A 25,736-nucleotide genomic window follows, 5' to 3' on the forward strand; every position below is an offset into this window, starting at 1 on the left:
CAATGGCCATTCCTATCGAATAAGGTGATCACTGCTGGTACGTGTTGAGGGTGCTCATCGTTGTGATCAACTGTTCGCGGTAGGTCTCCACATGGTTCTGGTGGACAGACATGGTGACGAGAATGCCTAGCGCCGACGTCACAGTAGCAAGGTAGTAGGTGTGGTAACGAGGGAGCTCGGACCCGACGCGAAGCGCCTCCACCCATTCCCTGCTGCCCAGCATGCGACGGGCGATGTACTCGGCCGGCGTGCCTGCCGATGTGGCCTCTCCGTCGGAGGCAGAAAGAATCTGGAGGTGCCGCTCGTAGGCTTCGAGGCTGTCGTCCTCGCTTCTCTCCTTCACCGCCATGATTACGGTTGAAGCATAGGGGGGCGGCCCCGGCGGATTACAGACATACTCGGTGCCTTCGCGCTCGCACCACCATCCAGGTGCAAGCGCGAATTCGAAAGAGCCCGCCCGGAAGCGCTCAAGCGGCGCGCCGAAAGTGAGGCGGCCGATCGCGATGCCGACCAGCGACAGAAGCGCGACGGTCACGACGAAGGCGCTGATAAGAGCCAAGGAGAAACGCGAGCCCACGGCGATCAGGGTCCATGCGGGTGCGCACGTTTGATGACGCTGACCAAAGCCTGTGCACGGCTCTTGAGATCCGTGGAGGCAGTTTCCGAATCCATCACTGCCTGAGCCGCGGCGAGAGCCTCAACGCTGGCGGTCCGGGATGCATCGAGGTCGCCCCTTTCCGCCTGAATCTCCATGAGCATTGTGAGGATGACGCCCTCTTCCTGAAGCAATTCCGCCGACCGTGCAACTGGCGTGGCGCTTCGCAACGTGTCCAATGCCCGTTTGAACTGATCTAGGGCAGCCTTTCTATCACCTGCTAGGCGCCACTTCTCTCCTGCTTGACGCAGGAGGGCCGCGCGCCAGGACGCAGCTAATGCCTGCTCGGCTTCCGACAAGGAATCCGAGGAGAGAGCGCTGCCTCCGGCCTCAAACGCTCGTGCAGCGTCTGCCGGCGAGCCATTGCGCGCCTTAATATCGCCAAGCCGTTCCCAAGCGCTCACCTCGGCCTCGATGAGGGCTGCCCGACCAGGGTGTTGTGATGCCAAATGCCGTGCGCTCACCCTCGCCTGTTCAAGAACGTTCTCGGCTGTGCTGTCGCCCGTTCTCCACAAGTAATCGGCCCGCGCCCCTTCCGCTTTCGCCAGAAACTCCGCCAGCCCCGCGCGGGGCAGACGTCCGTAAGCGTCCGCCGCGAGTCGGACGGCTTCTTCGTACTGGAGTCTCGCCTCGGCCGCCTCCTTCAGCGCTTCTCGCTGCCGAGCGCGCTCAAGCCGGCAAGTGACTGCCTCCTCGAGCCGCGGCTCCTGCCCAAGACTGCTAGAGAGTTTATCGAGAAGATCGCAGCCTTGGTTGATCAGAAGGCGACGTAACCTGGCGTCACCGGGATCGAGTGCCTCCGAACTCCGTCCCAAATCGGTCGATAGCAGCACCATACTGCCGGTGGCGAACTGACTGTCTCCCAAAGCTCGCGTAGCCGCGTTGCGGCTCTGGAGCGTGAGCACGCCGAGCCCGGATATGGCGACAAGCACGCCGGCTGCGGTGCCCGTAAGTGTGCCGAACCGGACCTGCTGCCGGTGCTCCTCCTCCTGATGCAAGAGCGGCATCTCCGACGGCGAGATGCCGATCAGCGGGCCCAAGAGCTTCAGCTTCTCTTTGGAGAGATGAACGGCTCGGACTGGGTTGAAGCCCGCAAGTGTTCCTGCGCCCCTGAGGTCGATGATCTCCATATTAGGAAACCTGTTGCTCAGATCCCCTGGGAGCGGGTCAGCGAATGCTCCCGATCCCCGCACGAGCAGCACATTGCGCCCGTTCGGTCCAGCGGTGAAATCGTTAATCTCACGCTGCATCCAGTCCACCCCTGGGCGACGTACGGCTGCAGGAGTAGCAATGACGATCAGAAACCGCGATTCAAGCAAAGCAGGCCGGATGCTGTCCTCGTAGAAGTCGGCGGTGCCGCGCTCGAAGGCCGTATCGAGATAGACACTGAGCTTTCGCCCGTATGGCCGTCTCAAGATCGCCGGAACGCGAAAGTCTTGCAACTGCCGCCGGAGCCATCGTGCAACAGCATAACCGTCAGCGCGGCGGTACGAAATAAAGGCATCAAAGGAGGTCTGAGAGGCCATGGGCATTCCGGCGCCATTATAACCGCCGCGTGTACCGCTCATCAACTCTTGCCTAATCGAGTGTCGGTCGCGGCAACTAGAGGACTTAGAAACCACAGCCACTTTTCGGTCGACTGGCAGCTCGCGACCAGCCAACCCAGTACTGCCAAATGAGTTGACAACCTCCTCACTGTTTACGGGTGAGCTCCCGTGGACGCTAGCGTTCTGTCACAATCATGTTTTCTCTAAGCGGGTGCATCTGTGATTCCTGGAGCGCCAGGCAAGCTGGCGCAATCCAACCGGTGGAAGTCCGGCCCGGGTAAGGGGTAGCCCCGCCCGGTAGTGAGTGTTGCGTTGGCGCTGGTGACGGTGCCGGCGAAGCATACACAGCGATGCTGTGGGGTGTGGGATTGAGCCGCGAAAGCCAGCAACTCGCGGAGGCCGAGGCGGTCAGCAACGTCGAAGGCAACATGTGCGGTGCCGCCAGGCGAGGCGCCGTCGCTCCGTCGGGGTCGCAGACCACATCACGCAGAAAGGGATCGCGTCGGAACCTGGGAGGTCTCGCGCTCGACCACAGGCCCCAAGGGCCGTCTGGTCCGCATCGGGAAGGCGAGGAGCCGTAGCCGATGATGCACGACCGCGAGACGTCAGACTCCGCCATAGTAGCGCTGAAGCCGGCGAACAAGGACGCGCACGGGTCTGCGGAGCCGGGGGAGCGAAGGGCGGGGACCGAGGGGAACGCGGGCCAGCACCGCACGCGCCGGGCGCAGGACCGGGCAAGCGTGTCCCAGGTGCGGGCGCGCATCTGGATCAGCCGCACGGGCCAGTGGACTGCGCAAAGGATTCTCCGGCACACCCGAGGAGGAGCCGCGAGATGCGGTTCCCGTTGCGCTCGAGGCGGGTCACGTGGCAGTTGTCCACGATCATCAGGCGCTCGAAGACGTTGGCCCGCCGGAGATCGCCGGGCGAGGCTGCCTCGGCCTCGCCCTGAGCGACGCGCAAGGCGCGTAGGAGCAGTTGGACGCTGCTGAACTTGTTGGACCCGAAGAAGCCCGGGCGTTCGGATGCGGAGGCGACCGCCAGTGGAGCCTCCAGGTCCGCCGTGGCCGCCAGTTGGCCACGGTTGCCGGTCAGGACATCCGGGCCAGCCGGCCGGGCCTGGATGGCGTCGAACAGGTGCTGCCGCAGGGCCTCGTGCAGGGGTCCGGACACGAAGTCGTTCGTGACGTTGGTGCCAAGAATCCGCGCGGCCTGGTCGAGGTAGGATTCGGTCGGGTTGGCAGCCGGCAGGACCGGGGTCGTCAGGTCCGTCACGACCTCCGTCGGCCAGGGCGGGTCCGTCACCTCGGAGGCGATGAAGTACGGGGACCAGCCACCCCAGAAGCACGACCGCCCTCCCACGCAGTAGGCCAGCCCGGGAAAGTTCTGGTTCCAACCCATGGGACTATCGGATTCCCAAGGTTGGCCCCACACGGTTCCAGGATTGTCTTTGCCGGGAGGGGAGAAGGTCGGCAGCAGATTCTGGACATGCTCAGGCAGCACGAGCGGGCCGGCCTCGAGGACGAGAACCCGGTGGGCGTTCGCATCGTCCACGTTGAAGAGCCTCGTCGCAAGGACCGATCCGAAGCTGCCTCCTCCGATCACGATGTGATCGAAGGGCCTGGCATCGGTGAATCCGCGGCTCGGCACCGCGCTGTCGAGCGCCTCCTCAAGGGTGTTGCAGCCGTATCGCCCGAGGACGTCGAACGTGAAGGAAGTATCTTGCGGAATGGTGATCGGGACCGGAGTTGTTGGCATGTGACGTGACCCTCACGGTTGGAACAGGAGAGCTACACCAACGCTGCGCCGCCGGGCGCAGCATGACGCCTGGCAATCCCGCCAGGGATCACCGATGCCAGCCCATGACCCTTCCTGCGGGCTGTCTGTGTGGTCGGTCACCTGCCGCTCCGCCAACCTGAAGCCGCCGCCCCGGGCGTCATCCGGGGCGGCGATAGTCAGCTACTGGCAACCTTCACCTGATCGAGGGCGGAGCACAGCCCGCGCGCGTTCTGTCGCAACTTTTCCTTTCCTGTCGCGGGGCTATGGCCTGTGCTGGCGAGAGAGGGTGACGCGAGATGTTCAAGGGTAGGCAATTCGATCGGCCGGTAATTTTGCTCTGCGTGCGGTGGTACCTCGCTTATAGCCTGAGCCTCCGAAATCTCGAAGATATGATGGCCGAGCGAAGCATCTCCGTCGACCACACCACGGTCGGTCAATACGTGGTCCGTTACTCACCCGAGCTGCTCGAGCGGTTCAATCGACGCAAGCGATCCGTCAGCCGGAAATGGCATGTGGATGAGACGCATATCAAAGTCCAAGCGCGATGGATGTATCTCTACCGGGCCATCGATAGCAATGGCGACACGATTGAATTCTGGTTTAGCGAGCGGCGCAACTTGGCGGCTGCCAAGTGCTTCTTAGCCAGAGCCCTCAAGCGGCATGGCCGGCCTGAGCGGATCGTGATCGATGGCAGCGAGACCAACCGCAAAGCGATCCTGTCCTGCGATACCAGAGACCGACTGGAAGGTCGGACACGACGAAAGTTGGTGCTGGCCCGGATCCGGCAGAGCCGCTACTTGAACAATCGAATTGAGCAGGATCATCATGCCATCAAAAGGCGGATACGGCCCATGCTTGGGTTCAAGTCCATCAACAGCGCTCGCGCCATCCTGGGCGGCATCGAGATGGTGCACATGATGCGCAAACAGCAGGCGAAGTACGCCTGCAATCCGCAGCCATCTCTCGTCGAGCAGTTCGAGATGCTCGCCGCATAATCGCAACGGGGAACACAAATCTGGATTTGCGACAGATCCCGCGACAGTCGGCGATGGACGCGCTATACGTCCGATTGCTGCGAGGATTTTTTCAACAGATCGGAGGAGGCGTCCCGCACGGGTAGATGAGGCGCACCTGTTCGGTGATCGGTGTGAAAGGATCGGACTTCCGGGACGCGGCGACAGGCGCGTCACGGCAACCGCAGCAGATCCAGCAGCATCTCGGCCAGCCGCGTGTTGTCGTAGAGTTCCGGCATGAGCGAGATCGGATTGGCGTAGAGGCTGTCGCTGGCCGCGATCCCGTACCGGTCCAGATCCCTCGTCGTCCCGACCCCGGCCTTGTTGAAGACCTCCAGGAACTCGCGGGCTAGGAGTCCTTGCCCGATGGCGGTCGGATGCACGCCATCCAGGCTGAACACTCCTCCCGCGGACATCCTCGCCATGCGGTCAACGGTGTAGTAGACGGTGTTCACCGTGCGATTGAGTTCCTTGTTCAGCTCGATGAGTTCGGGCGGCAGCTCGTAGGGCGGGTTGCCCTGGTTCCGCTTGAAGGCGAGGCGCAGCAACTGATTGCAGATATCGACCACGAAGTACTCGACGTTCGCCTCCTCGTCCCTTGCCTTCGCGTTGTAGTCGTCGACGATTTTGCTGATGGTCGCGTTGTATCCCGCGATGGTGGTGTCGATTTCGACGGCTTCCTCGAACGTGATCGAGTTCCCGCTCCTTCGGGCATAGTCTTGGTCGAAGAGAAAGTAGGTGTAACGGTCGAAGTATGTGGCCGATTTCAGGACCCCGAAGGGATCGTCGGTCTGTCGCGTGTTGCCGACCCCGCGGGCGAGCGGGGCGATGGTGACGGCGGGCACGGTTCCGATGAATACCTTGCAGTCGGTCTTGCCCCTGCTGAGGATCCCGTGGACCTTGTCCATCAGGACCTCGTACTCCGCCGCGAAATGCTCCGGCGACCAGAGGTTGTACTCGTTGCGCTCGTCCAGGGTCATCTCGAGCGGCGGCTTGCCGGCATCTGCCGTCCTGCGCACGTCCATGCGGACGATCGTGCCGAGGGCGTTGTTGGCGCCGAGCCAGATGATGAGGTTCTCGACACCGTCCCCGTCGACGTGATGGTGCTCCAGCCAGCGCAACTGGCTGAACTCGTTGAACTGGGGGTCGCGTGACGGATTGAGCACCGCGTGCGCTGTCCGCTCGAAACGGCAATTCGGCAGGTCGAAGAACCCATCGCCACCGCCCTTCGGTTCGTCCCATGCAATGCGCTCGACGCACATGCGGGGCGTGACCGTCCAGGCGTCAGCGACCGTGAAGCCCGCGACCGAGACGTTCGGGTAGAACTGGCGCCTGCCGGCCTGCGGAAGGGCGATGTTTCCCGGCCCGCGCTCGTAATGGTCCTCGACGTCGTCCAGGAAGCGGTTGACCGAGGCGACGGCCAGCGGCCACTCGATCGGGCCGCGGATGTCGCTCCCGTACTGCCTCTGGAGGCTCCTGAGGAGGTTCTCGACGTTGAGGGGGATGCCGCCTGCTCCCCAGATCGGAATGGAGTATTCGTCGGTTCCCGGCGCCAGCCCCAGGCATCTTGCGAGCAACGTCGAGTAGGACAACTCCGTCCGGGCCGCGGCAAGGGACATGAAACCTTGCGAAATGCTGTCGCCGATCGTGAAAAGCTTCATGACTATGCCTCATCGAAACACGGTCATCGTGATTGGCGGGCAGGTCTCCAGGAAGCGCAAAAAGGGCGTACGTCCCGTCGCCCTAATGGGGTAGGGGCATGTACCGGGTTCATGGATGGCATCGCCCGTCTCCCGGTTCGCGTGGGAGGACGGATCGGGCGACTGACCGAGGCCGCCGTTGGTGGGCCTTGTGATCATGGAAGACGACCGATCACGATGCGGAACAGGAGCCCGCCTCCCTGAAGGGAAAATGGCTTGCCTGATGCATCCCGTGGCGAGGCGATCGGCTTGGGAGCCGGACTGCGGAGCCTTGACGACGTGCAGTTCCTGCCGTCGAAGGCAATGGCCCTCATTGACAAGCGAGACCCCGTTGGGTTGCCCCGCGGCTCGACATGGCCGCTCGTGGCCTGGGTCCTTTGGGGTTCGGATGCCGATCGGATCCGGACTGCGTGCCCGACCCGGATGCGCGAAGGGAGAGGCGAAGCGCCTCTCCCCCATCATGCTGGCCGTCCGGATGCCGTCGAGGATCACCCGACCTTGGAATACTCCACCTGGGTGCCCTCCATCAGCGCGGCGAGCTTCCTTTCGGAGGCATCCACAACCGACTTGAGCACGCCGCGGCTGGAAAGCGTCTCGACGAGGGACTTCTGGACATTGACCGCCTTCTCAGTTTCACCCGTAGCCGCGAGTGCCTCGGCGAGGTCCTCGGTCACCTTGCGGTAGTCGATGTGGCCGATCGTCTCCGCTGCCTTGTCGGCCTTGCCGAGCAGCACCGGGACCTGCCGTTCCGCGGCCTCGTCCACTCGCGGCGGCATCGAGGCAATCTCGAGCCGTGTCCCATCCGCCTGCTCCCTGAGCGTCTTGAAACTCCGCAGCATCGGGCCCGACAGCGCAACGGCGGCGTGGATCGCGGCGGGATGGCTCGGTGCCATCTCCGTGACCTCACGCAGGACATCGTTCGCCCTCTCGAGTTCGGGCGCACCACGGAACGCCAGCACCCGGGCGACGTCCTCGCAGAAGTAGTCGGGCGCCAGCTTCTCCTCCTCCGCGCTGGCCGGCGCGCCGACGAAGATGCGAAGTGGGTCCGACATGACGATCTCGCCGCCGATCTCCACGGCTGCCTGGACCATGTAGAAGCCGGGCTGATCGATGAGCCATCCCGTCGAGGATGCGGCAACGAGATGTGAGGCGTACAGGGTCTTGCCCGCCGCAAGCGAGCACGTGCGGTGTTCGCGGTGGTATTTCGCGAATGGTCGCCGGCGCTTCACCTCCCCGCCCTCGCGCTTCACGAGCATCGCGACGTTCCCGGCGTCGGCGATGATGTCCTCGTCCACGAGTTGCGCGGTGCGCGAGACGTTCTCCAGCTTGAGCTCCAGCTTCACGGGTTCGAGGAAGCGGAAGGAGTCGCTGGGGCGGTTCGTGCGCAGGGACAGCCGGAACCTCTCCCCGGGCATCCTCGGCGGACTCTCGAACCCGTGGTTCACGAACCAGTCCTCGTTGCCCATCTGCACGAAGCGGCGGGGCGCATGGCGCATGAAGACCAGTTCGTCGTCCGAGAACCGGAACTCGAAGTTGGAGAAGAAGGCCTGCTCGCCGCCCATTACGCCGTAAGGATAGTTCATGAAGCTGCGCGACTCGGAATCCGACATGAGCGGTATCCATGGAGTGCCCAGGTGCTTCTGCCAGGCGTGCGCCAGGTTGAAGGCGTGGCCGATCTCGTGCACCGCCGTCCAGTAGACGTTCCTCTCGATCCATGCGGCCGGGGCCGGGTCGCCCGCCGGCGCGTCCACGATGAACGAGTTCGTGAAGATGGCCGTCCCCTGGCGGTGGTTGGGCCCGATGTCGTCGAACATGATCCCGCCGAGGCTGCTGCCGGTGTCATGCTGCGCGGCGAACAGCACCCACATCGCCCAGTTCGGGTTGTTCGAGAAGTGCGACCAGTATGTCACCATCGCATTGTGCATCTCGGCGTCGCTCCAGGTCCCATTGGCCCCGGCATCGGCAAGGGGAATGGTCGACTGGTTGGGCGACATGGACACCTCGAAGCCCGCGCGTCCGTAGGTCTTCGTCAAGTCGAGGACCTCCGCCGGCAGGTCGGCGGGCCGGTTGGGGTGCGTGGAGGTTTCGTAGGAGGTCACGACATGGTTCGTGTTCTCGACCACGTCGATCTCGAACTCCACCCTGTCGAAGTACTCCGACACGTAGGTGAGCTTGTACGTGTGGACCTTGCCGCTGGCCTCGATGAGCGAGAGTGTCCAGTCCTGGTATCCGAAGGGCTTCGTCGTGCGCCTTGCCTCGAACACGAGCCGCACGCCCGGTATGAGGGAGGCGTCGCCGTCCCGGTACGTGATGGTGCCCTCGATCCGCCGACGGTAGAGGCCGATGCATTGGTCCGACGTCACCTCAGCGATGGCGTGCCCACGCGTCCTGGGGAACAGGCGCGAGGCCTCGACGGAGATCCGCCGCTGCGGGTACCAGCGATCCACGTCGACGCGGACAGTCATGAAGAACATCTTGATCGGAAGGGTGGGTATCCCGACCGATCCCGGGTTCACGGGCGGATGCGACGGGCCGGCCACGATCGGGAAGTTGTTGGTGTAGCGCCCGCTGACGGGTCCGCAGATGCGCAGCGGAGGGAATGGTCCTGGGAACGGGGTCGGCAGGGGAAGGTCGGGAATCTCGGGCACGGGGATCGGGTCGTCCGGAGCGGGGAGCCCGGCCTGGTCGACCGAGTCCTCGACAATTCCGTCGATGAACCCCGGGTGCTCCCGGTCGGGGATCGGGTTCGACGCCTGTGCTGGTTTCATCTCGGCGGGCCGTCCCGGACCGGTCCCTTGGGATTCCTTTGAGCGCTTGGTCATGAAGTTCTCCTGTAGATCCAATGAGCCACTTCGCTCGCCCGCGTTCCCCCTCCGGAGCCGCGCGACAGGACGAGGCACGCGGAAAGGGTGCCCCGCACAACGCAATGCGGCGGACGACTCCGAAAAGGCACGAGTAAGGACGCGGGTAAGCGATTACTCCCCAGCACCGGACCACTGATGGATGCCGGCGGGGCGGCGCTGGTCACGCGTACGCGCTACATGTACCGGAGCCTGTCCCTCGCAGGCTCGATGGTCAGACCGCCCTCACGAAGATCGATGGCGTACTGGGAGACGCCCTTCGCGACCGGCACCGTCCTCTCGGTGTTCCCGATCCGGACGATGACGCTGTCGCCTTCGCCGATCTCGAGCTTCTCGATGTGGGCGAGCCCGATCTGCATGCGCGTCCTCGCTGTGAAGGATGCGACGGGTTGCCCGTTAACCATGACCTCGATCTCCTGCCCATCGAATCCCTCACGGAAGTGCAGCTCGATGGCATGCCTCTCGGGCATCACCGCCTCCTGAATGTTGGGTCCTGCATTTGCCGAGCCGGGATTTGACGGGGGGCCCGGGGCAGGCAGTGCAAGGACGACCACGACGGGCAGCAGGAATCTGGCGGGAGATCGGTGCATCGGACATGTTCAGTGCAGAGAGAGGGAGCAGGCAGCGAGTTGTCCTCATGCTCCTGACCCGCTTCGATCCTCGACTTACTCATGGCTCCTCCGGCCTGGGCCGTAGCCCGCCTGGGATACTTCGCTGGCACCATCGCGTAGGGTTCAGTCGTAGTCTCCCCAGCCGTGACTGTCGCTCCGAGCACTGACGATCTCGATGGCTTGCAACCAGGAACAACTTTAGTCAGAACCGAATTTAAGTTCCTTGGACTATCTAGTATTGAAAGCTGATAGCCTGACTGAAGTTAATCTACTCTATGTTATTTTACGTTAGGCCGCTCTGGACAGCGTGTGAAGGACTTCACATTGCCCTGAGCGCCTGCCTGATGCCAACGTTGGTGAAACTTGACGATGACCAAGGACATCCCGATTGAGACCCGCGGGGCAGGAACACCATTGTTAGGAAGGAAGTCTCCTCCTCAAAGAAGCGGCGAACAGATTAGCTGTCCGGATGTGCGACATCCTTGGCGGCAGCGACGACCTTCAGGGCCTGAGGCAAAGCCTCTGAGGCTGGCAGCTTGTAGCGCTGTTTAGCCAGGGCTGGCTTGGCAGCGGGGCGAGTTCGGATCACCTGATCGGGCGAGGCGCCCTTGAGCACCTGCTGGTGCCTCATGGTAGAAGACAGTGTACCGGGGCGGATCCTCGTGTGGTAGCATCCGCCATTGAGCCCCGGTCCGCAGCAGGTAAAAGATCATGTCGACGATGCGTCGGAGGGGATAGGTCTGGTGCCGCCCAGCCGGATGGCTGCGGGGATCAGCGGCGCGAGCCGCGCCCATTCCGCATCCGTGAGATCACAGGCATAGGGACTGGCATCCATGGCACGGGCTCCTAGGGGTGAAACAGCCCGCATCCGCCGCGGTGGACCAGCACAAAACTTACTCTGAATCAATCACTTGAGCCGAGCAATAAATTGTTCACCAGCCTCTTAGGCCGGCTGCGTTCCTGCCCAAAGCCGCCTCTACTTGCCTGGTGAGACAGTACCTACGGTTATACCTGACTCGTCGAGATATGTCTGTTCAATCAGCCTCCCGCGGGTGTCATAGGCTCTGATGATCCTGGCATAGCCGTCTGTCCGACGTGTCAGATCGCCCTGTTCGTCAAAGTACGCTTCCTCGTTGACGTCGCCGCGCGCATCGTAACGCTTGGTCACACTGGCGTAACCGTCCTTAGACCTGACGGCGTTGCGTCTCTCATCAAAGTAGGCCTCCTGGACGAGGTTTCCGCGGGCGTCGTAGGTTCTGGTCATGACGGCGTAACCGTCCTGTAATCGCGTCGGGCTTCCGTCTTCGTCAAAATACGCTTCTTCGACCACGTTGCCTCGAGCATCATAACGCTTGCTCGTAATCGCATCACCGCGCTTTGATCTGACCGGGATTCCCTGCTCGTCAAAGTAGGCCTGCCGGATCAGGTTGTCGCGAGAGTCATAGGTCTTAGTAAGCATGGCGTAGCCGTCATTTCCACGCGTCGGCTTGCCGTGTTCGTCAAAGCCCCGGGCCTCGACAACATTGCCGCGGGCGTCATACGCCGCTGTCCAGCCGACAATACCGTCAGCGTTTCGAGTTGGCTTCCCGGTTTCGTCGAGAAAGGTTGCCGAAATTGCATTGCCGCGTGCGTCGTAGGTCACCTTTTGCGTGGCATATCCCTCACGGGATCGCGTCGGCTTTCCAAGTTCGTCAAGATATGACACTTCGATTTTGTTGCGGCGGCTATCATAGGCCCTGACGATTTTGGCGTAACCGTCCTTGGACCTGACCGAGTTTCCGCTCTCGTCGAAGTAGTCTTCCTCAGTTACGTTGTCGCGCTGGTCATAAGTCCAAGTCCGTCTCGCGTATCCATCTTTGGATCGAACAGGCCTCATTTTCTCGTCGAAATACCGGTGGTCGATCGCATTGCCGCGAGCATCGAAGGACTGCGTGAGCCTTGCGTACCCGTCTTCATCATATGCTGGGTTACCTTCCTCATCAAAGTAAGCTTCCTCAACGATACTGCCACGGCCGTCATAGCTTCTAACTATCTTTGCATGCCCATATTTTAACCGCGTCGGGTTTCGCTTCTCATCGAAGTAGGCTTCCTCGAGGACATTGCCCGAACCATCGTATTTCCGAGCGATCTCGGCCGCACCTTCATTGGACCTAGTCGGCTCTCCCTGTTCGTCGAAACCCGACTGTAGAACCTTATTGCCGCGGGCATCGTAGGCCGCCACCATTTTCGCATAGCCGCCGCTTTCACGACACGGCTTTCCCGCTTCGTCAAAGTAGGCCTCCTCGACCACGTTGCCGCGCTCGTCGTAGATGCGTGTGAGTGAGGCATAGTTATCTTTCGACCGAACCGGCGTTTTGTTCTCGTCGTAATAGCTCCTTTTGATCATATTTCCGCGCAGGTCATTTTCGAACACGACACTGGCGAACCCTCCTTTGGTGAGCGTCGGCTTGCTGGCCCCGTCGAAGTAAGCCTCTGAGATCAGACGGCCGGCTCCGTCGAATTGCTTTTGGACTTCGGCATAGCCGTCCTTTGAGAGGGTCGGCTTTCCCGCTTCATCAAAGTAGGTCTCCTCGATCAGGTTGCCGGATGCGTCGTAATCTCTTGTGACTCTGGCGTAGCCATCCTTGGAGAGAGTCGGCTTTCCGAACTCGTCAAAATAGTCGTCCTCAAGGGGTTGGCCACTCGCATCAAGGCGCCGGGCGATCCTTGCGTAACCATCCTTGCTCCGGGTCGTGTTCCCAGCTTCGTCGAAGTACGCGCGCTCTTTCTCCTTGCCCCGCGCGTCGTACGCCAAAGTGATCTTGGCATAGCCGTCCTTGGAGAGTGTCGGCTTGCCGGCCCCGTCGAAGTAAGCCCCTGCGATCGGACGGCCGGCTGTATCGAACTGCTTGGTCATTCGGGCATAGCCGTCCTTGGACAGGGTCGGCTTTCCAGCCAGATCGAAGTAAGCTTCCTCGACCGGGTTGCTGGACACATCGTAATTCTTCCTGACTTTTGCGTAGGCGTTCCTAGAGAGCGCTGGGTTTCCCAACTCGTCGAAGTAGGCTTCCTCGATCAACTGCCCGCGTGCGTCGAAGGCGCGAACGATCCTTGCATAGCCATCCTTGCTCCGGGTCGGCCTTCCCGCTTCATCGAAGTACGCGCGCTCTTTCTCCTTCCCGCGTGCGTCATACCCAAAGATCACTTTGGCATAGCCGTCCTTGGAGAGGGTCGGCTTGCCGGCCCCGTCGAAGTAAGCTTCTTCAGTCTCATTGCCGTGCGCATCGTAGGCCCTCGTCCAACGCGCGATGCTTCGAACCGGATCGCCGCGCTCATCAAGCCGCACGACTTCGGTCGGGCCGCCGGCTTCGTTGTAGGCGATGCGTACCTGGGCAAAGCCTTCACTGTTCCGCATTGGCGCGCCGTCCTGCCCAAGCGACACAATGCGGGTTGGCAGGCCTTGCGGGTTGTATTCGGCGCGCGATCCAAATGCGCGCATCAGGAACAGCTTCGGCCGGCCGAAAGCGTCGCTCCAAAGTTCCCGTCGGACCAACCCGCGGTTTGGCCCATCCTCATCGGACTCGTAGGTTACGGTGGTGGCATCGCCCATCGGAACGAGGTGCCCCTGTTCCGAGCGAAACTCCGCCGTGCGTCCGTCTGCGTCCGTGTAGATGAGCCTCGCGAGAACTTGGCCTTTCCCATCCAACATGATCTGCCTGCTGACCCGCTCTCGCGTGTCGCGTTCCCAGGCAATGCTGCAAAGGGGGGAGTTGTCGCGGGCAGCGAACGGTGCCGAGGGCTCATGGAAGCCGGTTCGCGCACAGGCGCCGCTGCCGTCGATCGCGTCCACACGTGTGACCGGACCAAGGCGCCCCTTCCGGACAAAGCGCAATGTTCGACTGCGATGCGCCGCATCGCCAGCGCTGACGCGCCCCACTCCTTCGAACACGCCCCATCTCTTTGCGAACGAGTTGTAGTATTCCTCGTGTTGGCGCACGTAGAGGTCCCAATAAAGACCGCTGCCGGCAACTCCCAGCAGCACCGCGGCGAGCGCCGCCGCTCTTCCCAAGAGGGTGCGACGACGCGACCGGGCGGCTGCTGCCGTCGAGGCCTCGATAAACGCGACGATGCCGGGGCGGAGGTCCGCGCGGCGGCTTGCCAGGATTGCCTGGCCCTCGTCCAGGGGACGGCCTGCGGGCAGCAGCCGGCTTGGATCGCGTTTCTCTCTCTCCCACAGCGCTGCCGCCGCTTCGATGCGCGCCTTGGTGCGCAGGAAATCCCGGTCCGCATCGACCCAGCCGCGCAGAAGCGTCCAATTGCGGATCAGGGCTTCATGCGTCACCTCGACCGTTTCCTCGCCGGTCGCGGCGTCCCGTCCCGTGACCACCAGGCGCGCATCGGCGAGGCGCCGGATCACCGCCAGGGCGGTCGCATTCTCGCTCGGAAGGAAGGCGCGCTGCCGGGTGTCGCCGGTGGCCTCGCCCGGCCTCACCATCTGGACCAGATAGCGTCTTGCGGCATCCTTCTGGTCTGCGTCGAGCTTCTCGAACTCCGCATTGGCGCGGGCGGCGATGGCGCCCTGGACGCCGCCCATGCGCTCGTAAGCGTCGTGCAGCAGGGTGATGCCTTGCCGCTGCTCCCATAAGGAGGCCAGCACGAATTCGAGCAGCGGCAGATTGCCGGGTTCCTGTCCGACATCGTCGAGGATCCGGTCCACCAACCCGTGCTCGAACAGCAGGTTCGCCTTCTCGGCGGGTTCCACGATCGAGTGTCTCAGCTCAACTGGCGTCATCGGTCCGAGATTCACCTGACCATCCTGGAGGCGGTCGGCGAGGGGCCGGTCCGAAAGCGCCTGCCCGAAGAAATCACCCCGCAGCGTGAAGACGACTGTGACTGCCTCATGCCTCGAAACATCAAGGATCTCGGCAAGGAACCGCTGGCGTGCCTGGTCATCCGACACCAGGGTGTAGAGCTCCTCCCATTGGTCCACGAATAACAGCAGGCGGTCCGTTCCGGGCTGTGCCCTCAGCAGGTCCGCCGCCACGTCGCGTAATGCGACGGTGCCGTCGGCAAGATGGCGCGCCAGCTTGTTGATCTCGGCCAGGCGGTCGACGCGCGTCATCTCCGGTTCGAGGATCCGGATCAGAGCGGCAGCCAGGCTGTGCAGCGGACGATCTGTCGGCACCAGGGTTGCGATTTCCCAGATCTGGCCGACCTTCGTCTGGCGCAGACGCGGGATCAGGCCGGCGCGCACTACCGACGACTTGCCGCTGCCGGACGCCCCGATGACGGCCACCAGGGAGGTGCGCTCGACCATACCGACCAGCTTCTCCGTGACCGTCGCGCGGCCACAGAAGAAGGCGGCGTCCTCCTCGCGAAACGGCCGCAGGCCGCGATAAGGGCAGATAGCCGCTCTGACAGCGGCTATCTGCTGCAGAGCGGCGGGACCAGGCGGCTGCCGGCGGATTGCTGCACAAAGAAGGTCCAGCGCAGTTTCATCCGCGATGTTCGCCGACAGGTCGACCCACGTGTTCAACTTCAGGAAGCCAAGTGCGGGATCGGCTCGCGTCAACAGCACCGGGATGACAGGAAAGCCAGGCTCTTGGCCCTGCCGGTCGAGCGCCAGGTCCCGCTCCCGCTGCTGCCAGGACCCTAGGACTTCGGTGCCGAGGAAGACGGCCACCGAACTGCAGGATGCAAGCGTGCGCTCCAGAGCCTGCGTCCACGGCTGTCCTGGGGTGAGGTACCAGCGGTCGAGAAACACGCGAAGGCCGCGCTCGGTCAGCCTATGCGCCACCGCCTCCACTAGGTCATGATCGCGCCAGTGATAGCTGAAGAAGACGTCGAACGACTGGTCGCTGCTGCCCATAGGGCTTTCCTGTCGGCTGGGTGATTCCCTAGCGATAGACTACTTCCTTGTTGCTTCTGAAGCGCACTGCCGAGAGGCGAACGTGCGGTTCTCGACAAATCCTATGGGAGAGGCTTATGACAATGTCTTATGTAAGAGCGTCTTTGACACGTATGAATGTAAACTGCTCAAGTGACTCTATTGCGGCGTTCAATCTAGTGCTCGACTAATCAGCTTTGTGATTTGGTCCCGCGGTAGCATTTGCCGCGAAGCGGAAGCTGTTCTTGAACTCGCTCCAGTTTCCCGACTTCACGTCGTTGCGCGTCACCCCGGGATAGGATTTGCGGCCCGGCTCTGAGATGATCGTCACCGGCCCGCCATCCTTGCCGATCACCCCGGCGTGCAAGGCCGCTCGGCATACCTCCGAGTCGCCCGTATAGACGTCCATGCCCCACACATTCCCGCGCCGCGTGGCCTCGGCCGAGCAGGTGCAGGCCAACGGCGGGCTGTCTGCATCAAAAGCCCGGTAGTCGTCAGGGCAGTCAGATATACCTCCGGCAGAAGCTGCTTCAGGCTGGCGCCGCACCTCGCCCGCTTTGAGAGATGTCTGCTGCTGCTGCTCGACTTGATTGGATTGACGTCCGGCTTCTGAGCCGGCAGTCGCACTTGGCTGCTGTGCGCCACTCCTCCGCATCCGTGGTGCATCCGGGGATGGTTCCCACCCCACGGGAATGCCGAATTGACTGAGGCCGATCCCACCGATCAGAAGCAACGCAACTGCCGCTGCTGGAAGTGCAAGGCGCCGACCCGGCAGAAGCGTTTCAGCACGGCGTGCTTCGCGGATTTTGTCGTTCAACGCCTCGGCGTCGCGACCGAAATGGGTGTGGCGCAACTCGACGGCCTGACGTCGTACGAGTGGCTTCAGGGACTCCGGAAGCTCGCTCGCGGCCGGCATGCGCGCGCCATCGATCAGGACCGGGATGACCCGGATGTTGCGCGCGAGCGCCGCCGCGATTTCGATCGCCACGAAATCGTTCGGATCGTGGAGCCGGAGATTGCCGCTGTCATCCTTCGCCTGCAGCCAATTGGGACCAATGACAGCGAGGAAAACATCGCAGGCGGCCAGTTGCGCCCTCAGGTACTCGACGAAATCGACCCCAGCCGGGATGTGGTCGACGTCCATGAAAAGGTTCTTCCGACCGAACGCCTCGGCCAGCCGATCGTGCATCCGACCAGCCGTACCGGTTGAGTCGTCTCGGCGATAGTTGATAAAGATCTTACCGGCCATACCGCCGCCGGCCCTCCAGGAGACAGGTGTAGCCTACCGCAAGAGGAACCGAATTACCACGGACTCGACCATCCGCTTCCATCTATAGGCCCTGTACACCGAAAGAGGCTGCTCCTGTGAAGTGAGGTGCGTCACACGAGATCAGCAGTGTCGCGAAGTAATCTGCCGAGCAGTGAGCTGCCCAGTACTCGGATGAGCGGCAGATGCACTGAGGGGTATCTCTCGAATGCCGCGATCTAGCCTATTCCTCGCCGGATGAGGAGCCCGCCATGCGCACGTACCGCTCGAGCTCAGTCCTCCTACCACTGCTGCTCTGGATCGTGCTGGCTGGGATTGCGCAGGCGCAGGAGCCCTTGCGCATTGCGACCTACAACATCCGCTTTCTCAATGCTGACACGCTGGCCGTGGAGGACGACCGGCACGACAAGCTCAAGCAGGTGATCGAGTGGCTCGAGGCCGACATCATCGGGCTGCAGGAGATCAAGGATCGCGCGGCTCTGGAAGCGCTCTTCCCGCCCGCCGAGTGGTCGCTCGTCATCGTTGACGAGAGCCCGGACGAGCAGGACTTGGCTGTGGCCGTGCGTCGCCCGTTGCGCGTGATGCGGCCGGCTGATCTGAACGCCGACGATGAGGATTTTCTGTTCTCAGGGGTTGAGGAGACCTTTTTCCCGAACCGCCGCGACGTGCTCTCGGTCGAGGTCGCTGCCTCCGAGGCTGAGACGCTCACGATCCTGGTCACCCATGCCAAGTCCCGGCTCGGAGGGCGGGCAGCCACGGATGTGCGGCGCGAGGGCGCGGCCACCCGCCTCGTGCAGGTGCTCGAGCGCGACTTCGACGAGAAGAACTTCATCCTGCTCGGTGACTTCAACGACACGCCCGATGACCGCTCGCTCAACATCCTCGAGACCGGAGGCCCGAATGCGCCTGGCATGCAGGAGGACGAGCCGGGATCATTTCTCATCAACCTGACCGAACCGCTCTACGCCGCGGGTCACGTCACGATCGGGCGCACCTCGGCCGATGTCGCGGGCGGGCGGGTCCGGACCCTCGAACCGGGCGCGCGCGCCTTCAACAACCGCGAGCGCGGCCGCGATACCCACACGGGCGATCAGATGTTCGACCAGTTGCTTGTCCCGGTGCGGATGCGCGAGCGGCATGTGGCGAACTCCACCGCCGTGTTCGACCTCGACATCGCGGCGCTCGGCACGGACGCAACCCGCGCCTCCGATCACCTGCCGGTCTATGCCGACTTCATCTTTAGGCCGGAGGACAGCGAAGGGCCGCCAGCCGAGGTCAGCATCGTGGGCCTGCTGCCCAACCCGCCGGGCCCGGACGAGGGCCGCGAGGGGGTCCTGCTGGCCGCTCATGGAGCCAAAGGCGTTGATCTCGCGGGCCGGCGCCTGCGCGACAAGGCTGGAAATGAATTCGGGCTGGACGGTAGTGTTGAGCCCGAGACCGAGCGCGAGGTCGTGCTGCGCGAGCACCGGATGCCGCTCAACAACGACGGCGATGTCGTCGAACTGCTGCGTCTAGACGGCACGCCTGTGCACCGGGTGAGCTATACAAGCGATCAGGTCCAAGAGGGCCAGGTCGTCCGGTTCCAGAGATGAAGATGACTCGCTTACCATTCCAAAATACAGAGATGCAGGATTCGCTGCGGCGCTGAGACAGCTAAGTCGAGTTTGGTGACGCATTCACTCTCAAGAATTAGGCTGGCTTGATGAGAACGGAACGCTACCCGCCAAGCCTCGCGGTATAAGGCACTCGAAGATTTTGTTTCACAAAAGCGCGCGAGCCGTGCTTCTACCTTTTCGGGGCTTTCCTCCGTGAGATGATCACGCTCTGGTTCTGAGTTATCAAAGTCGTCCTTGAGTTCTTGCGAGCGCGTATGCCGTTAACGAAGGTCTGAACCTGCTTTTCACGCGAGGAAACCATGAAGCTTGGATCGCTGTATCTTCTGTGCGTCATGGGAGTTGCGTCTCCGTGCTTCCAGGCTGGCGCGGAGGTAGGATTTCTCGATCAGGGATGGTCCAAGGAGACGCGGGAGGCGTTCTATTTCACCTCACAGGGATCCCGCATGATCCCGTATGCCTGGTTCATGGCGCTAGAGCGTCCGGTCGAACCGAGCATGTTCGCGGACACTGAAAACCTCAGGCGCTATGGTTTCGTTCCCGCCGACAGTGCCCATCCCCTGAATCCCGACGCCCTTCCGATCGGATTCGCGATAGATACAGGTGAACCCAGCCGGACCTATGGCGAGGTAGCGCTCGGTCACGTCACATCTGCCGGACCGTCGTCACGCGGCGATCTCGGACTCACGTGCGCAGCCTGTCACACGTCGAATGTTTCCGTGGATGGTAAGCTCTTTCGCGTCGACGGGGCCCCCGCCCACCTCGACTTCGACTCCTTCTATGCCGACCTGTCCTCGGCCGTCACGAGGACGCTCCTCGATCCTGCCAAGTTCGAGCGTTTTGCAGCCCGTGTCCTTGGTCAACCGTCGGTTACCGGTGCCGCGGAGCTCAGGCTGCAGCTTGCTGCGTTCCAGACCAGGATGGCAGGCGAGACAGCAATGCGGCGCCCGGTATTGGCGTCCGGCTTCGGCCGGGTGGATGCGCTGTCCCAGATCATCAATTCGCTTTCGGTTCGGGATCAGGGCGACCCCGCCAACCTGCGTTCCGTGGAGGCCCCGACAAGCTATCCGCCGCTTTGGCTGACACCGGATCTGGAGTTCGTGCAGTGGAACCCGATTGCGTCGAGCCCGATTGGCCGGAACGGCGGCGAGGTGCTCGGGGTCTTCGGTGTCACGACGTTGAAAGGCGACCAGAAGGATTGGTTCACGTCGAGCATACGGTTGTACGAGTTGCATGCGATGGAGAGGTGGGTCAGCGAGCTCAGGCCGCCTCGATGGGACGAGGAGGCCTTTGGAAGGATCCAGACCGAAGTCGCAGACGCCGGCGAACGTCTGTTCGGCCAGCACTGCGCTGGATGTCACAACGCGCCCCCGTACCGTCGCACCGATCCGGCCGCCAATGCTTTCAAGAAGACGTTCATTGAGATTGGACGCGTCAACTACAAGTCGTTGGGTGTGGACCCGCTCTACACCGAGTCCCTCGCGCAGCGTCTGGTTCAAACGAACGCAGCCACCGCAAGCGCCGGGAGCGGGAAATCCATCGTGCCGGCGGCAGTCTATTTCCGCGACACGGTCGCGGCGGTGATCAACCGGGCCATGGACGACGCGAAAATCGACAGGGATACGAAGCTCGAGATGAGCGGCTATCGCTTGCGCCCGCCGAAGACGCCAGACGGGCTGCCGGGGGCGTACGAAGCGGCGTCCCTGACGGACTTGAAGGCCGGTCCGCTCGCAGGGTTATGGGCCACGGGTCCCTATCTCCACAACGGCTCTGTGCCGACGGTCTACGAACTCCTCTCGCCAGTGGAGGAGCGCCGGAAGGTATTCTGGACCGGGGCACGTGAGTTGGACCGCGAGCGACTGGGCTTCGTGAGCGACGAGGCTCCTGATCTCTTCCGCTTCGACACGAGCCTCCCGGGGAACCGCAACACCGGACACGTCTATCCACCCCAGGGACTCTCGCCCGATGAGCGCAGGGCAATCATCGAGTATCTGAAGAGACAGTAGAAGTACGTTGCGCAGCGTGATCTGTAAGTGGGCTGACATCCGCCAGGCCATTGCTGCCGTCTCGGGTGACGTTTTTTCGGTCGGGCAGCTTGCCTTGCCGTGATATAGATACTTCACGAGCGCAGACGCGATCCAGCGGTAGCTCCGGTTCTATTTGTCCATGTACGAGGTCGTGCTCGTATGGTAGGAACTCAGACCGCACCGCCAGCCAACGTTTCTGAAAGGTTGGCGCGCCGCCTCACCGCCATCCTCGTCGCTGATGTTGTCGGCTCGACGCGCATGATGGAACAGGACGAGGTCGGTACCCTCGCGGCCATGCATGCCTTCATGACCGAGGTCGCGGCATCGGTGGTGGCCAATCACTGGGGGAACGTGATCAAGACCACCGGCGACGGTGCGCTGGTCGAGTTCAGCAGTCCCGTTGAGGCCGTGATCTGCGCATTTGAGGTCCAGCGTCGGCTTTCCGACTGGGTCAGCCCGAAACTCGGCGCAAGGCATCTCTCCCTGAGGATCGGCATCAATCTGGGCGACGTCGTCTGCGGTCCCGACGGCGACCTCTACGGCGACGGCGTCAACGTGGCCGTCCGCCTGCAACAGATTGCGGAACCGGGAAGCATCTGCATATCCGCGAAGGTCTTCGACGAATTGCATGGCAGCTTGACCAAACGCTTCGAGGACCGGGGCGAACAGTTCCTGAAGAACCTCGCCCGTCCGATCCATATCTACGTGGCGAGAGAAGTGGTCCCCGGCAGGCAGGCGCTGACCTATGACGCGCGGGCCTTTCCGCTCCTCAAGCTCCCCGACAAGCCATCGATCGCCGTCCTGCCCTTCCGGAACATGAGCGAGGACAAGGACGCCGACTACCTGGCCGATGGCATCGTCGAGGACATCCTCACCGCACTCGGCCGCTTCAAGTGGCTCTTCGTCAGCGCGCGGGGTTCCACCTTCATCTACAAGGGACAGACCCTCAGCCCCAAGGTGGTCGGAGCCGAGCTCGGCGTCCGCTACCTTCTCGATGGCAGCATCAGGCGATTTGGGGACCGCATGCGCATCACCGGCCGCCTAGTCGAAGCGGAGAGGGGAACGCAGATCTGGGCCGACCGGTATGACGGCACGGTAGAGGACATCTTCGAGCTCCAGGACCGGATCACGGAAAGCGTCGCAGGCGCCGTCGAACCGCGCCTGCGATATGCCGAGATCGAGAGGGTCAGGCGCACGCCTCCGGAGAAGCTGAGCTCCTACGACCAGTTCCTGCGGGCCCTCGCATGCTTTTACGGAGGAACCCGGGAAGAGGTCGAACAGGCGCTGCAATTGCTGGAGGAGACCACAAGGAACGACCCCGGCTATGCCCAGCCGTATGCCCTGAAGGCCTGGTGCTACGTCTACTACATCGCACAGGGCTGGAGCCGTGATCCCGCAACGGACGGAACTTTGGGCATCAAAGCGGCCCGCGCGGCGATCGAGCGCGAACGGGAAGATCCGACTGTCCTCTGGATGTCGGCGCAGGCGATCGGTTATCTTGCCCATGACATCGACACGGCCCTGTTCCTGCTCGATCGGGCACTTGTTCTCAATCCGAGCTCTGCCCCAGCCTACACAATGAGCGGGTGGGTCCGTTGCTGGGCCGGACGTCCGCACGAGGCCATCCCGCATTTCCATTGCGCGATGCGGCTCAGCCCCTTCGATCGTACGATGGTGGCCATGCTGTCCGGGCTTGCGCTAGCGCTGTGTATGGACGGCAAGTACGAGGAGAGCATCGAATGGGCTCAGCGGGCCGTTAACGAGCAGGAGAACTGGACTGCGAGCTACCGCCCCCTGATCTCCAGCCTTGCTCATCTCGGCCGCATGGACGAGGCACGGTGCGGAATCGAGCAGTTGCTGGCACGGGATCCGGACTACCGCGTATCGAGCGTCAGATCGCTATACCGTCCGTCACCCGGGGCCGATCGGTACCTGCAGGGCCTTATCAAGGCTGGCCTTTTGGAGTGACTTATACCTGTTCCTGCAGTATTGGCGCTTGCAAGCCGCCCGGCGACAGCCGCGGGAAAAAAGAACGCGACGCGGACCACCCCCGCAACCCAGCCTGCCAGCCATCCGAGCCAGGCAGTTGGATCGGCTCGCGCACGCCATACACGTGCGATGTCCAATCTGCCGGGCCCGTTTCACCATTGATTCGATGCTCAAAGTGCCAAAGTCGTGCGAGGACGATCGCGCTCCACCGAGCGGCGTCCAGCGGGTCCGGCCCAACAGCGCGCTGAGTTGCGCGGATCCGCGAAGACGGGGCGCAGCGGCCGCACTTTGCTGAGGGCGGCCGCGACTCCCAGCAGCGCGTGCGTTCTAGCCGGCGACCAGTCGCGATCCTGCGGAAGACCGCAGGGGAGCTGTGCCTGGATCTGCTCATTGAGTAAATTTAGCTTTTCCTCATCCCCTCCGGCGGGCCCAGGACATAGAATCGCGACACCGTGCGCGCCCAGTGCCGGTTTTGGATGTCGAGCGCTGCGACCATGGAGGTGACGATCCGTCGGCCCGGCGTGGCATGCGGATGCGCGCCGGCCAGAATGCCGGTGAGGGAGGGCAGGGGCTCGCCCGCGCGGATGACGAGCCGCCAGTCGTGCAGGACAGGGGCATCCTGCAACTCCGTCTCATTGGGCAGGACACCCGCCCGGAGGCGTGCGAGATCCGCCTCCAGGGCCGCCTGCCGCTCACGCCCGGTGCGCCCGTCGGACCCGATCCGGTCGAGGGAGGCTTCCGCGACAGCGAGCCCGGTGCCGCCCTCGGGCAGGAGGATCAGGACGCCGCTCGCGGTGTGCTGTGGGTGATGGCGCGGCATGGGCTGCTCCACGGGTGAGAGGTGAGGGCGCGGAAACCGTCAGGCTCAGAGCAAGCCCTAGCCTGCGGATCATGGTGCTTGCGCCGGGACCTGCCGCTTCGGGCGCGTTCGGTGCGGGGGGCGCTGGCGACGAGCATGCTCACCTCCTCGCCCGCGCGATCGGTCTCGAGTGGATCCCAACCGAGGAGCCCCGGAGACGCGGAAGGGCAGGGCGAGAGGCCTGCCGTGCCGCTGCCCCGGGCATCGGGCGGCGTTCCGGGCCGGCCGGGGGATCGCATCTCAGGCATCGGGCCCTCCCGGTCGCGATATGCTGGGCCTTCTCCGAGCGCGCGGCAGCGGGAACGGGACGACCGTCTCGGAGCCGGCGGGGCGCTTGGCGTGGCGCCAGGCCCGCCGCTCGGCCTCGGCCAGGGCCGCCGACGCGATCCCGTGCAGGGCCCGGCCGACGGCGTCCCGGAAGGCCCGCGCCCCGAGCCGCGTCCGGATCGCCTCCAGGCGATGGGCGACCGCGAGGGTCCGCTCATCCACCATGGCGGCCTCCCCGCGGACGGGCGCGGTCCACCGTCTGACGCGCGCGGGCATGGGCCAGGAACAGGGCCTCGAACCGCTCGCCCGAGATCTGCCGCTCGGCGACAAGGGCTCCGGCGAGGGCCTCGACGAATCCGCGATGCTCGCGCACCAGGGCGAGCGTGCCGGCGTAGAGCCGGCCAAGGTCATCCTCCACGGCCCGGCGCAGGGCGGGGTCGACGGCGAGAAGCGCATGCACCTGCTCCCGGGATCCCCGATGCAGAAGGCTGTCACCGAGCCCAAGCGAGCCATGGATGGCGGCAAGCAGTGAGGTCGCGAATGCGAGGTCGCTCTCGGTCCCGGCGCTGGGGCCGCCGCACAGTGCCTCCTCGCCGGCCCGGCCCGCCAGGGCAGTCATTACGAGGTTCTCCAGGCCGCGGCGGGTCGGCACCATGTCCGGGGCATGCGTGGCCGTGTGGCCGCCGCTGCCCTCTGCCATCAGGATCGAGACCTGCCGGACCGCAGCCCCGGTGAGCCGCGCCACGCAGGCATGCGCGGCCTCGTGGACGGCGCTGCGCCGCAGCGCCTCGGGCGAGCGCTCGTCCGGCGGCGCGATCTCGCAGAGGAGATCCGGCAGCGTCATGGGCCGGCCGGCCTGCCGGGCCCGCCGCCGGGCCCGCCTTGACCCAGCCGGCCACGTCGGCCCCGGAGGCCCCGACGGCGAGCTCCGCCGCGCGGCGAAGGTCCTCCCCGGCGAGGTCGGAGCCCAGGTGCTGGCGCAGGATCCCGGTCAGCGCCGCGGCATCCGGGCGAGGGATGTGGATGACCCTGTTGAGCCGCCCGGGCCTGACGAGTGCCGGGTCGAGCCGATCCGCGTGGTTCGTGGCGCCCACGATCACGAGCTGCGCGGTCGCCCCTGAGGCGGCGCCATCGAGGGCGGTCAGGAGGAAGGTGACGACCGGCGTCCACCAATCCCGGCCGCGGTCCGACAGGGTGCGCCGGTCCGGCACTGCATCGAGCTCGTCGAGGAAGATCACGGCCGGCGTCACCGGCGGGCGCAGGGCGGCGGGCGCAGGGCGGCGGCGAGCTCCTTGATGATGCTGTCGAGAAAGCCAGGCGACTGGGCGAACATGTCACCGATGGACGTCGCGACCAGCGGCAGGCCGGCGGTCTTCGCCAGGCTGCGGGCGAAGGTTGTCTTGCCGAGGCCGGGCTCGCTGGCGAGCACCACGCAGCGGTCGAGGGCCGTGAACGCGAGCTCGCCGCGCCGCCAGGCCGCGAGATCGTCGACGAGCGCCAGCCCCCACTCCAGCGCCGGGCCGTAGCCGTGCAAGTCGTGCAGCAGCGGCACGTCGGCGAGCGAGGGGTCGGCCACGCTGCGCGCTCGGGCCGCGGCCGCGAGCCGCCGGACGCAGGAGGCCGGCGCCGTGTTCAGCCGGATCGCGGCGCAGATCGCATCAAAGGTGAGGCCGGCTGCCACCTGC

At 63.8% G+C, this 25,736-nt stretch carries 18 protein-coding genes and 1 pseudogene; 4 read left to right on the forward strand and 15 right to left on the reverse strand.

Annotated features, from left to right (window positions below):
* Nucleotides 1–28 precede the first annotated feature (28 nt).
* The 3 genes from BN1233_RS31475 to BN1233_RS31485 all read right to left on the reverse strand — a co-directional run bounded on the left by BN1233_RS31475 (nucleotide 29) and on the right by BN1233_RS31485 (nucleotide 3,957).
* Complete coding sequence (locus tag BN1233_RS31475; protein ID WP_048709313.1) at nucleotides 29–577, reverse strand: hypothetical protein; 549 nt, start codon at nucleotides 575–577, stop codon at nucleotides 29–31.
* 5 nt (nucleotides 578–582) lie between these two features.
* Nucleotides 583–2,070, reverse strand: coding sequence for a hypothetical protein (locus tag BN1233_RS31480; RefSeq protein ID WP_187144415.1), 1,488 nt, complete (start codon nucleotides 2,068–2,070; stop codon nucleotides 583–585).
* Between the two features lie 900 nt (nucleotides 2,071–2,970).
* Entirely contained in the window at nucleotides 2,971–3,957 is a 987-nt protein-coding gene (locus BN1233_RS31485) for a GMC family oxidoreductase (RefSeq protein ID WP_048709315.1), read from the reverse strand.
* A 317-nt stretch (nucleotides 3,958–4,274) separates the two neighbouring features.
* Here BN1233_RS31485 and BN1233_RS31490 point away from each other — a divergent pair, with 317 nt between their 5' ends.
* The gene (locus BN1233_RS31490; RefSeq protein ID WP_046867615.1) at nucleotides 4,275–4,973 is read left to right on the forward strand and encodes an IS6 family transposase; all 699 of its coding nucleotides are present in this window, start codon (nucleotides 4,275–4,277) and stop codon (nucleotides 4,971–4,973) included.
* Between the two features lie 191 nt (nucleotides 4,974–5,164).
* On the opposite strand, the gene BN1233_RS31495 is transcribed toward BN1233_RS31490, so the two are convergent.
* The 7 genes from BN1233_RS31495 to BN1233_RS43565 form a co-directional block, all read right to left on the reverse strand.
* Nucleotides 5,165–6,652 (reverse strand): hypothetical protein, encoded by a 1,488-nt coding sequence (locus BN1233_RS31495; protein WP_046867616.1) that lies wholly within the window; start codon nucleotides 6,650–6,652, stop codon nucleotides 5,165–5,167.
* 527 nt (nucleotides 6,653–7,179) lie between these two features.
* Nucleotides 7,180–9,513 carry a zinc metalloprotease gene (locus tag BN1233_RS31500; RefSeq protein ID WP_244470935.1) on the reverse strand — a complete coding sequence of 778 codons (2,334 nt, stop codon included), beginning with the start codon at nucleotides 9,511–9,513 and terminating at the stop codon, nucleotides 7,180–7,182.
* Between the two features lie 215 nt (nucleotides 9,514–9,728).
* Nucleotides 9,729–10,022 carry a hypothetical protein gene (locus BN1233_RS31505; protein ID WP_048709316.1) on the reverse strand — a complete coding sequence of 98 codons (294 nt, stop codon included), beginning with the start codon at nucleotides 10,020–10,022 and terminating at the stop codon, nucleotides 9,729–9,731.
* 689 nt (nucleotides 10,023–10,711) lie between these two features.
* Nucleotides 10,712–10,876 (reverse strand): transposase, encoded by a 165-nt coding sequence (locus BN1233_RS51300; protein ID WP_425311760.1) that lies wholly within the window; start codon nucleotides 10,874–10,876, stop codon nucleotides 10,712–10,714.
* Nucleotides 10,873–10,998 (reverse strand): transposase, encoded by a 126-nt coding sequence (locus BN1233_RS51305; protein ID WP_425311761.1) that lies wholly within the window; start codon nucleotides 10,996–10,998, stop codon nucleotides 10,873–10,875. Before BN1233_RS51305 ends, BN1233_RS51300 begins: the two co-directional genes overlap by 4 nt.
* Nucleotides 10,999–11,139: 141 nt before the next feature.
* Nucleotides 11,140–16,011 (reverse strand): nSTAND1 domain-containing NTPase, encoded by a 4,872-nt coding sequence (locus BN1233_RS43560; protein WP_048709317.1) that lies wholly within the window; start codon nucleotides 16,009–16,011, stop codon nucleotides 11,140–11,142.
* Nucleotides 16,012–16,216: 205 nt separating this feature from the next.
* Complete coding sequence (locus tag BN1233_RS43565) at nucleotides 16,217–17,278, reverse strand: LCCL domain-containing protein (RefSeq protein WP_048709319.1); 1,062 nt, start codon at nucleotides 17,276–17,278, stop codon at nucleotides 16,217–16,219.
* A gap of 269 nt (nucleotides 17,279–17,547) precedes the next feature.
* Here BN1233_RS43565 and BN1233_RS31520 point away from each other — a divergent pair, with 269 nt between their 5' ends.
* The 3 genes from BN1233_RS31520 (at nucleotide 17,548) to BN1233_RS31530 (ending at nucleotide 22,904) form a co-directional block, all read left to right on the forward strand.
* On the forward strand, nucleotides 17,548–18,888 hold the full coding sequence (locus tag BN1233_RS31520; RefSeq protein ID WP_046867618.1) for an endonuclease/exonuclease/phosphatase family protein: 1,341 nt from the start codon (nucleotides 17,548–17,550) through the stop codon (nucleotides 18,886–18,888).
* 323 nt (nucleotides 18,889–19,211) lie between these two features.
* Nucleotides 19,212–20,915 carry a di-heme-cytochrome C peroxidase gene (locus tag BN1233_RS31525; protein ID WP_046867619.1) on the forward strand — a complete coding sequence of 568 codons (1,704 nt, stop codon included), beginning with the start codon at nucleotides 19,212–19,214 and terminating at the stop codon, nucleotides 20,913–20,915.
* A 180-nt stretch (nucleotides 20,916–21,095) separates the two neighbouring features.
* On the forward strand, nucleotides 21,096–22,904 hold the full coding sequence (locus BN1233_RS31530) for an adenylate/guanylate cyclase domain-containing protein (RefSeq protein WP_046867620.1): 1,809 nt from the start codon (nucleotides 21,096–21,098) through the stop codon (nucleotides 22,902–22,904).
* 421 nt (nucleotides 22,905–23,325) lie between these two features.
* On the opposite strand, the gene BN1233_RS31535 is transcribed toward BN1233_RS31530, so the two are convergent.
* From BN1233_RS31535 to BN1233_RS50650, 5 genes and pseudogenes are all read right to left on the reverse strand, one after another.
* Nucleotides 23,326–23,745 carry a DUF6634 family protein gene (locus tag BN1233_RS31535; protein WP_048709321.1) on the reverse strand — a complete coding sequence of 140 codons (420 nt, stop codon included), beginning with the start codon at nucleotides 23,743–23,745 and terminating at the stop codon, nucleotides 23,326–23,328.
* A gap of 279 nt (nucleotides 23,746–24,024) precedes the next feature.
* Entirely contained in the window at nucleotides 24,025–24,276 is a 252-nt protein-coding gene (locus BN1233_RS31540) for a hypothetical protein (RefSeq protein ID WP_046867621.1), read from the reverse strand.
* Entirely contained in the window at nucleotides 24,266–24,895 is a 630-nt protein-coding gene (locus tag BN1233_RS50055; protein WP_048709322.1) for a M41 family metallopeptidase, read from the reverse strand. The genes BN1233_RS31540 and BN1233_RS50055 overlap by 11 nt, the downstream gene beginning before the upstream one ends.
* Nucleotides 24,896–25,076: 181 nt before the next feature.
* Nucleotides 25,077–25,301: pseudogene (locus BN1233_RS51310) on the reverse strand (ATP-binding protein); the annotation flags it as partial.
* A partial coding sequence (locus tag BN1233_RS50650) for an AAA family ATPase (RefSeq protein ID WP_187144417.1) occupies nucleotides 25,298–25,736 on the reverse strand: 439 nt, incomplete at its 5' end. The gene BN1233_RS50650 and the pseudogene BN1233_RS51310, both read right to left, overlap by 4 nt.

Source organism: Microvirga massiliensis (assembly GCF_001006805.1).
Taxonomy (GTDB): Bacteria; Pseudomonadota; Alphaproteobacteria; order Rhizobiales; family Beijerinckiaceae; genus Microvirga; species Microvirga massiliensis.

What these genes read in the sequence shown, in the direction of transcription:
- BN1233_RS31485 (WP_048709315.1), bottom strand. Translation starts at nt 3,957, where the DNA reads ATGCCAACAACTCCGGTCCCGATCACCATTCCGCAAGATACTTCCTTC.
- BN1233_RS31490 (WP_046867615.1), top strand. Translation starts at nt 4,275, where the DNA reads ATGTTCAAGGGTAGGCAATTCGATCGGCCGGTAATTTTGCTCTGCGTG.
- BN1233_RS31495 (WP_046867616.1), bottom strand. Translation starts at nt 6,652, where the DNA reads ATGAAGCTTTTCACGATCGGCGACAGCATTTCGCAAGGTTTCATGTCC.
- BN1233_RS31500 (WP_244470935.1), bottom strand. Translation starts at nt 9,513, where the DNA reads ATGACCAAGCGCTCAAAGGAATCCCAAGGGACCGGTCCGGGACGGCCC.
- BN1233_RS31505 (WP_048709316.1), bottom strand. Translation starts at nt 10,022, where the DNA reads ATGCCCGAGAGGCATGCCATCGAGCTGCACTTCCGTGAGGGATTCGAT.
- BN1233_RS51300 (WP_425311760.1), bottom strand. Translation starts at nt 10,876, where the DNA reads ATGATCTTTTACCTGCTGCGGACCGGGGCTCAATGGCGGATGCTACCA.
- BN1233_RS51305 (WP_425311761.1), bottom strand. Translation starts at nt 10,998, where the DNA reads ATGGATGCCAGTCCCTATGCCTGTGATCTCACGGATGCGGAATGGGCG.
- BN1233_RS43560 (WP_048709317.1), bottom strand. Translation starts at nt 16,011, where the DNA reads ATGGGCAGCAGCGACCAGTCGTTCGACGTCTTCTTCAGCTATCACTGG.
- BN1233_RS43565 (WP_048709319.1), bottom strand. Translation starts at nt 17,278, where the DNA reads ATGGCCGGTAAGATCTTTATCAACTATCGCCGAGACGACTCAACCGGT.
- BN1233_RS31520 (WP_046867618.1), top strand. Translation starts at nt 17,548, where the DNA reads ATGCGCACGTACCGCTCGAGCTCAGTCCTCCTACCACTGCTGCTCTGG.
- BN1233_RS31525 (WP_046867619.1), top strand. Translation starts at nt 19,212, where the DNA reads ATGAAGCTTGGATCGCTGTATCTTCTGTGCGTCATGGGAGTTGCGTCT.
- BN1233_RS31530 (WP_046867620.1), top strand. Translation starts at nt 21,096, where the DNA reads ATGGTAGGAACTCAGACCGCACCGCCAGCCAACGTTTCTGAAAGGTTG.
- BN1233_RS31535 (WP_048709321.1), bottom strand. Translation starts at nt 23,745, where the DNA reads ATGCCGCGCCATCACCCACAGCACACCGCGAGCGGCGTCCTGATCCTC.
- BN1233_RS31540 (WP_046867621.1), bottom strand. Translation starts at nt 24,276, where the DNA reads ATGGTGGATGAGCGGACCCTCGCGGTCGCCCATCGCCTGGAGGCGATC.
- BN1233_RS50055 (WP_048709322.1), bottom strand. Translation starts at nt 24,895, where the DNA reads ATGACGCTGCCGGATCTCCTCTGCGAGATCGCGCCGCCGGACGAGCGC.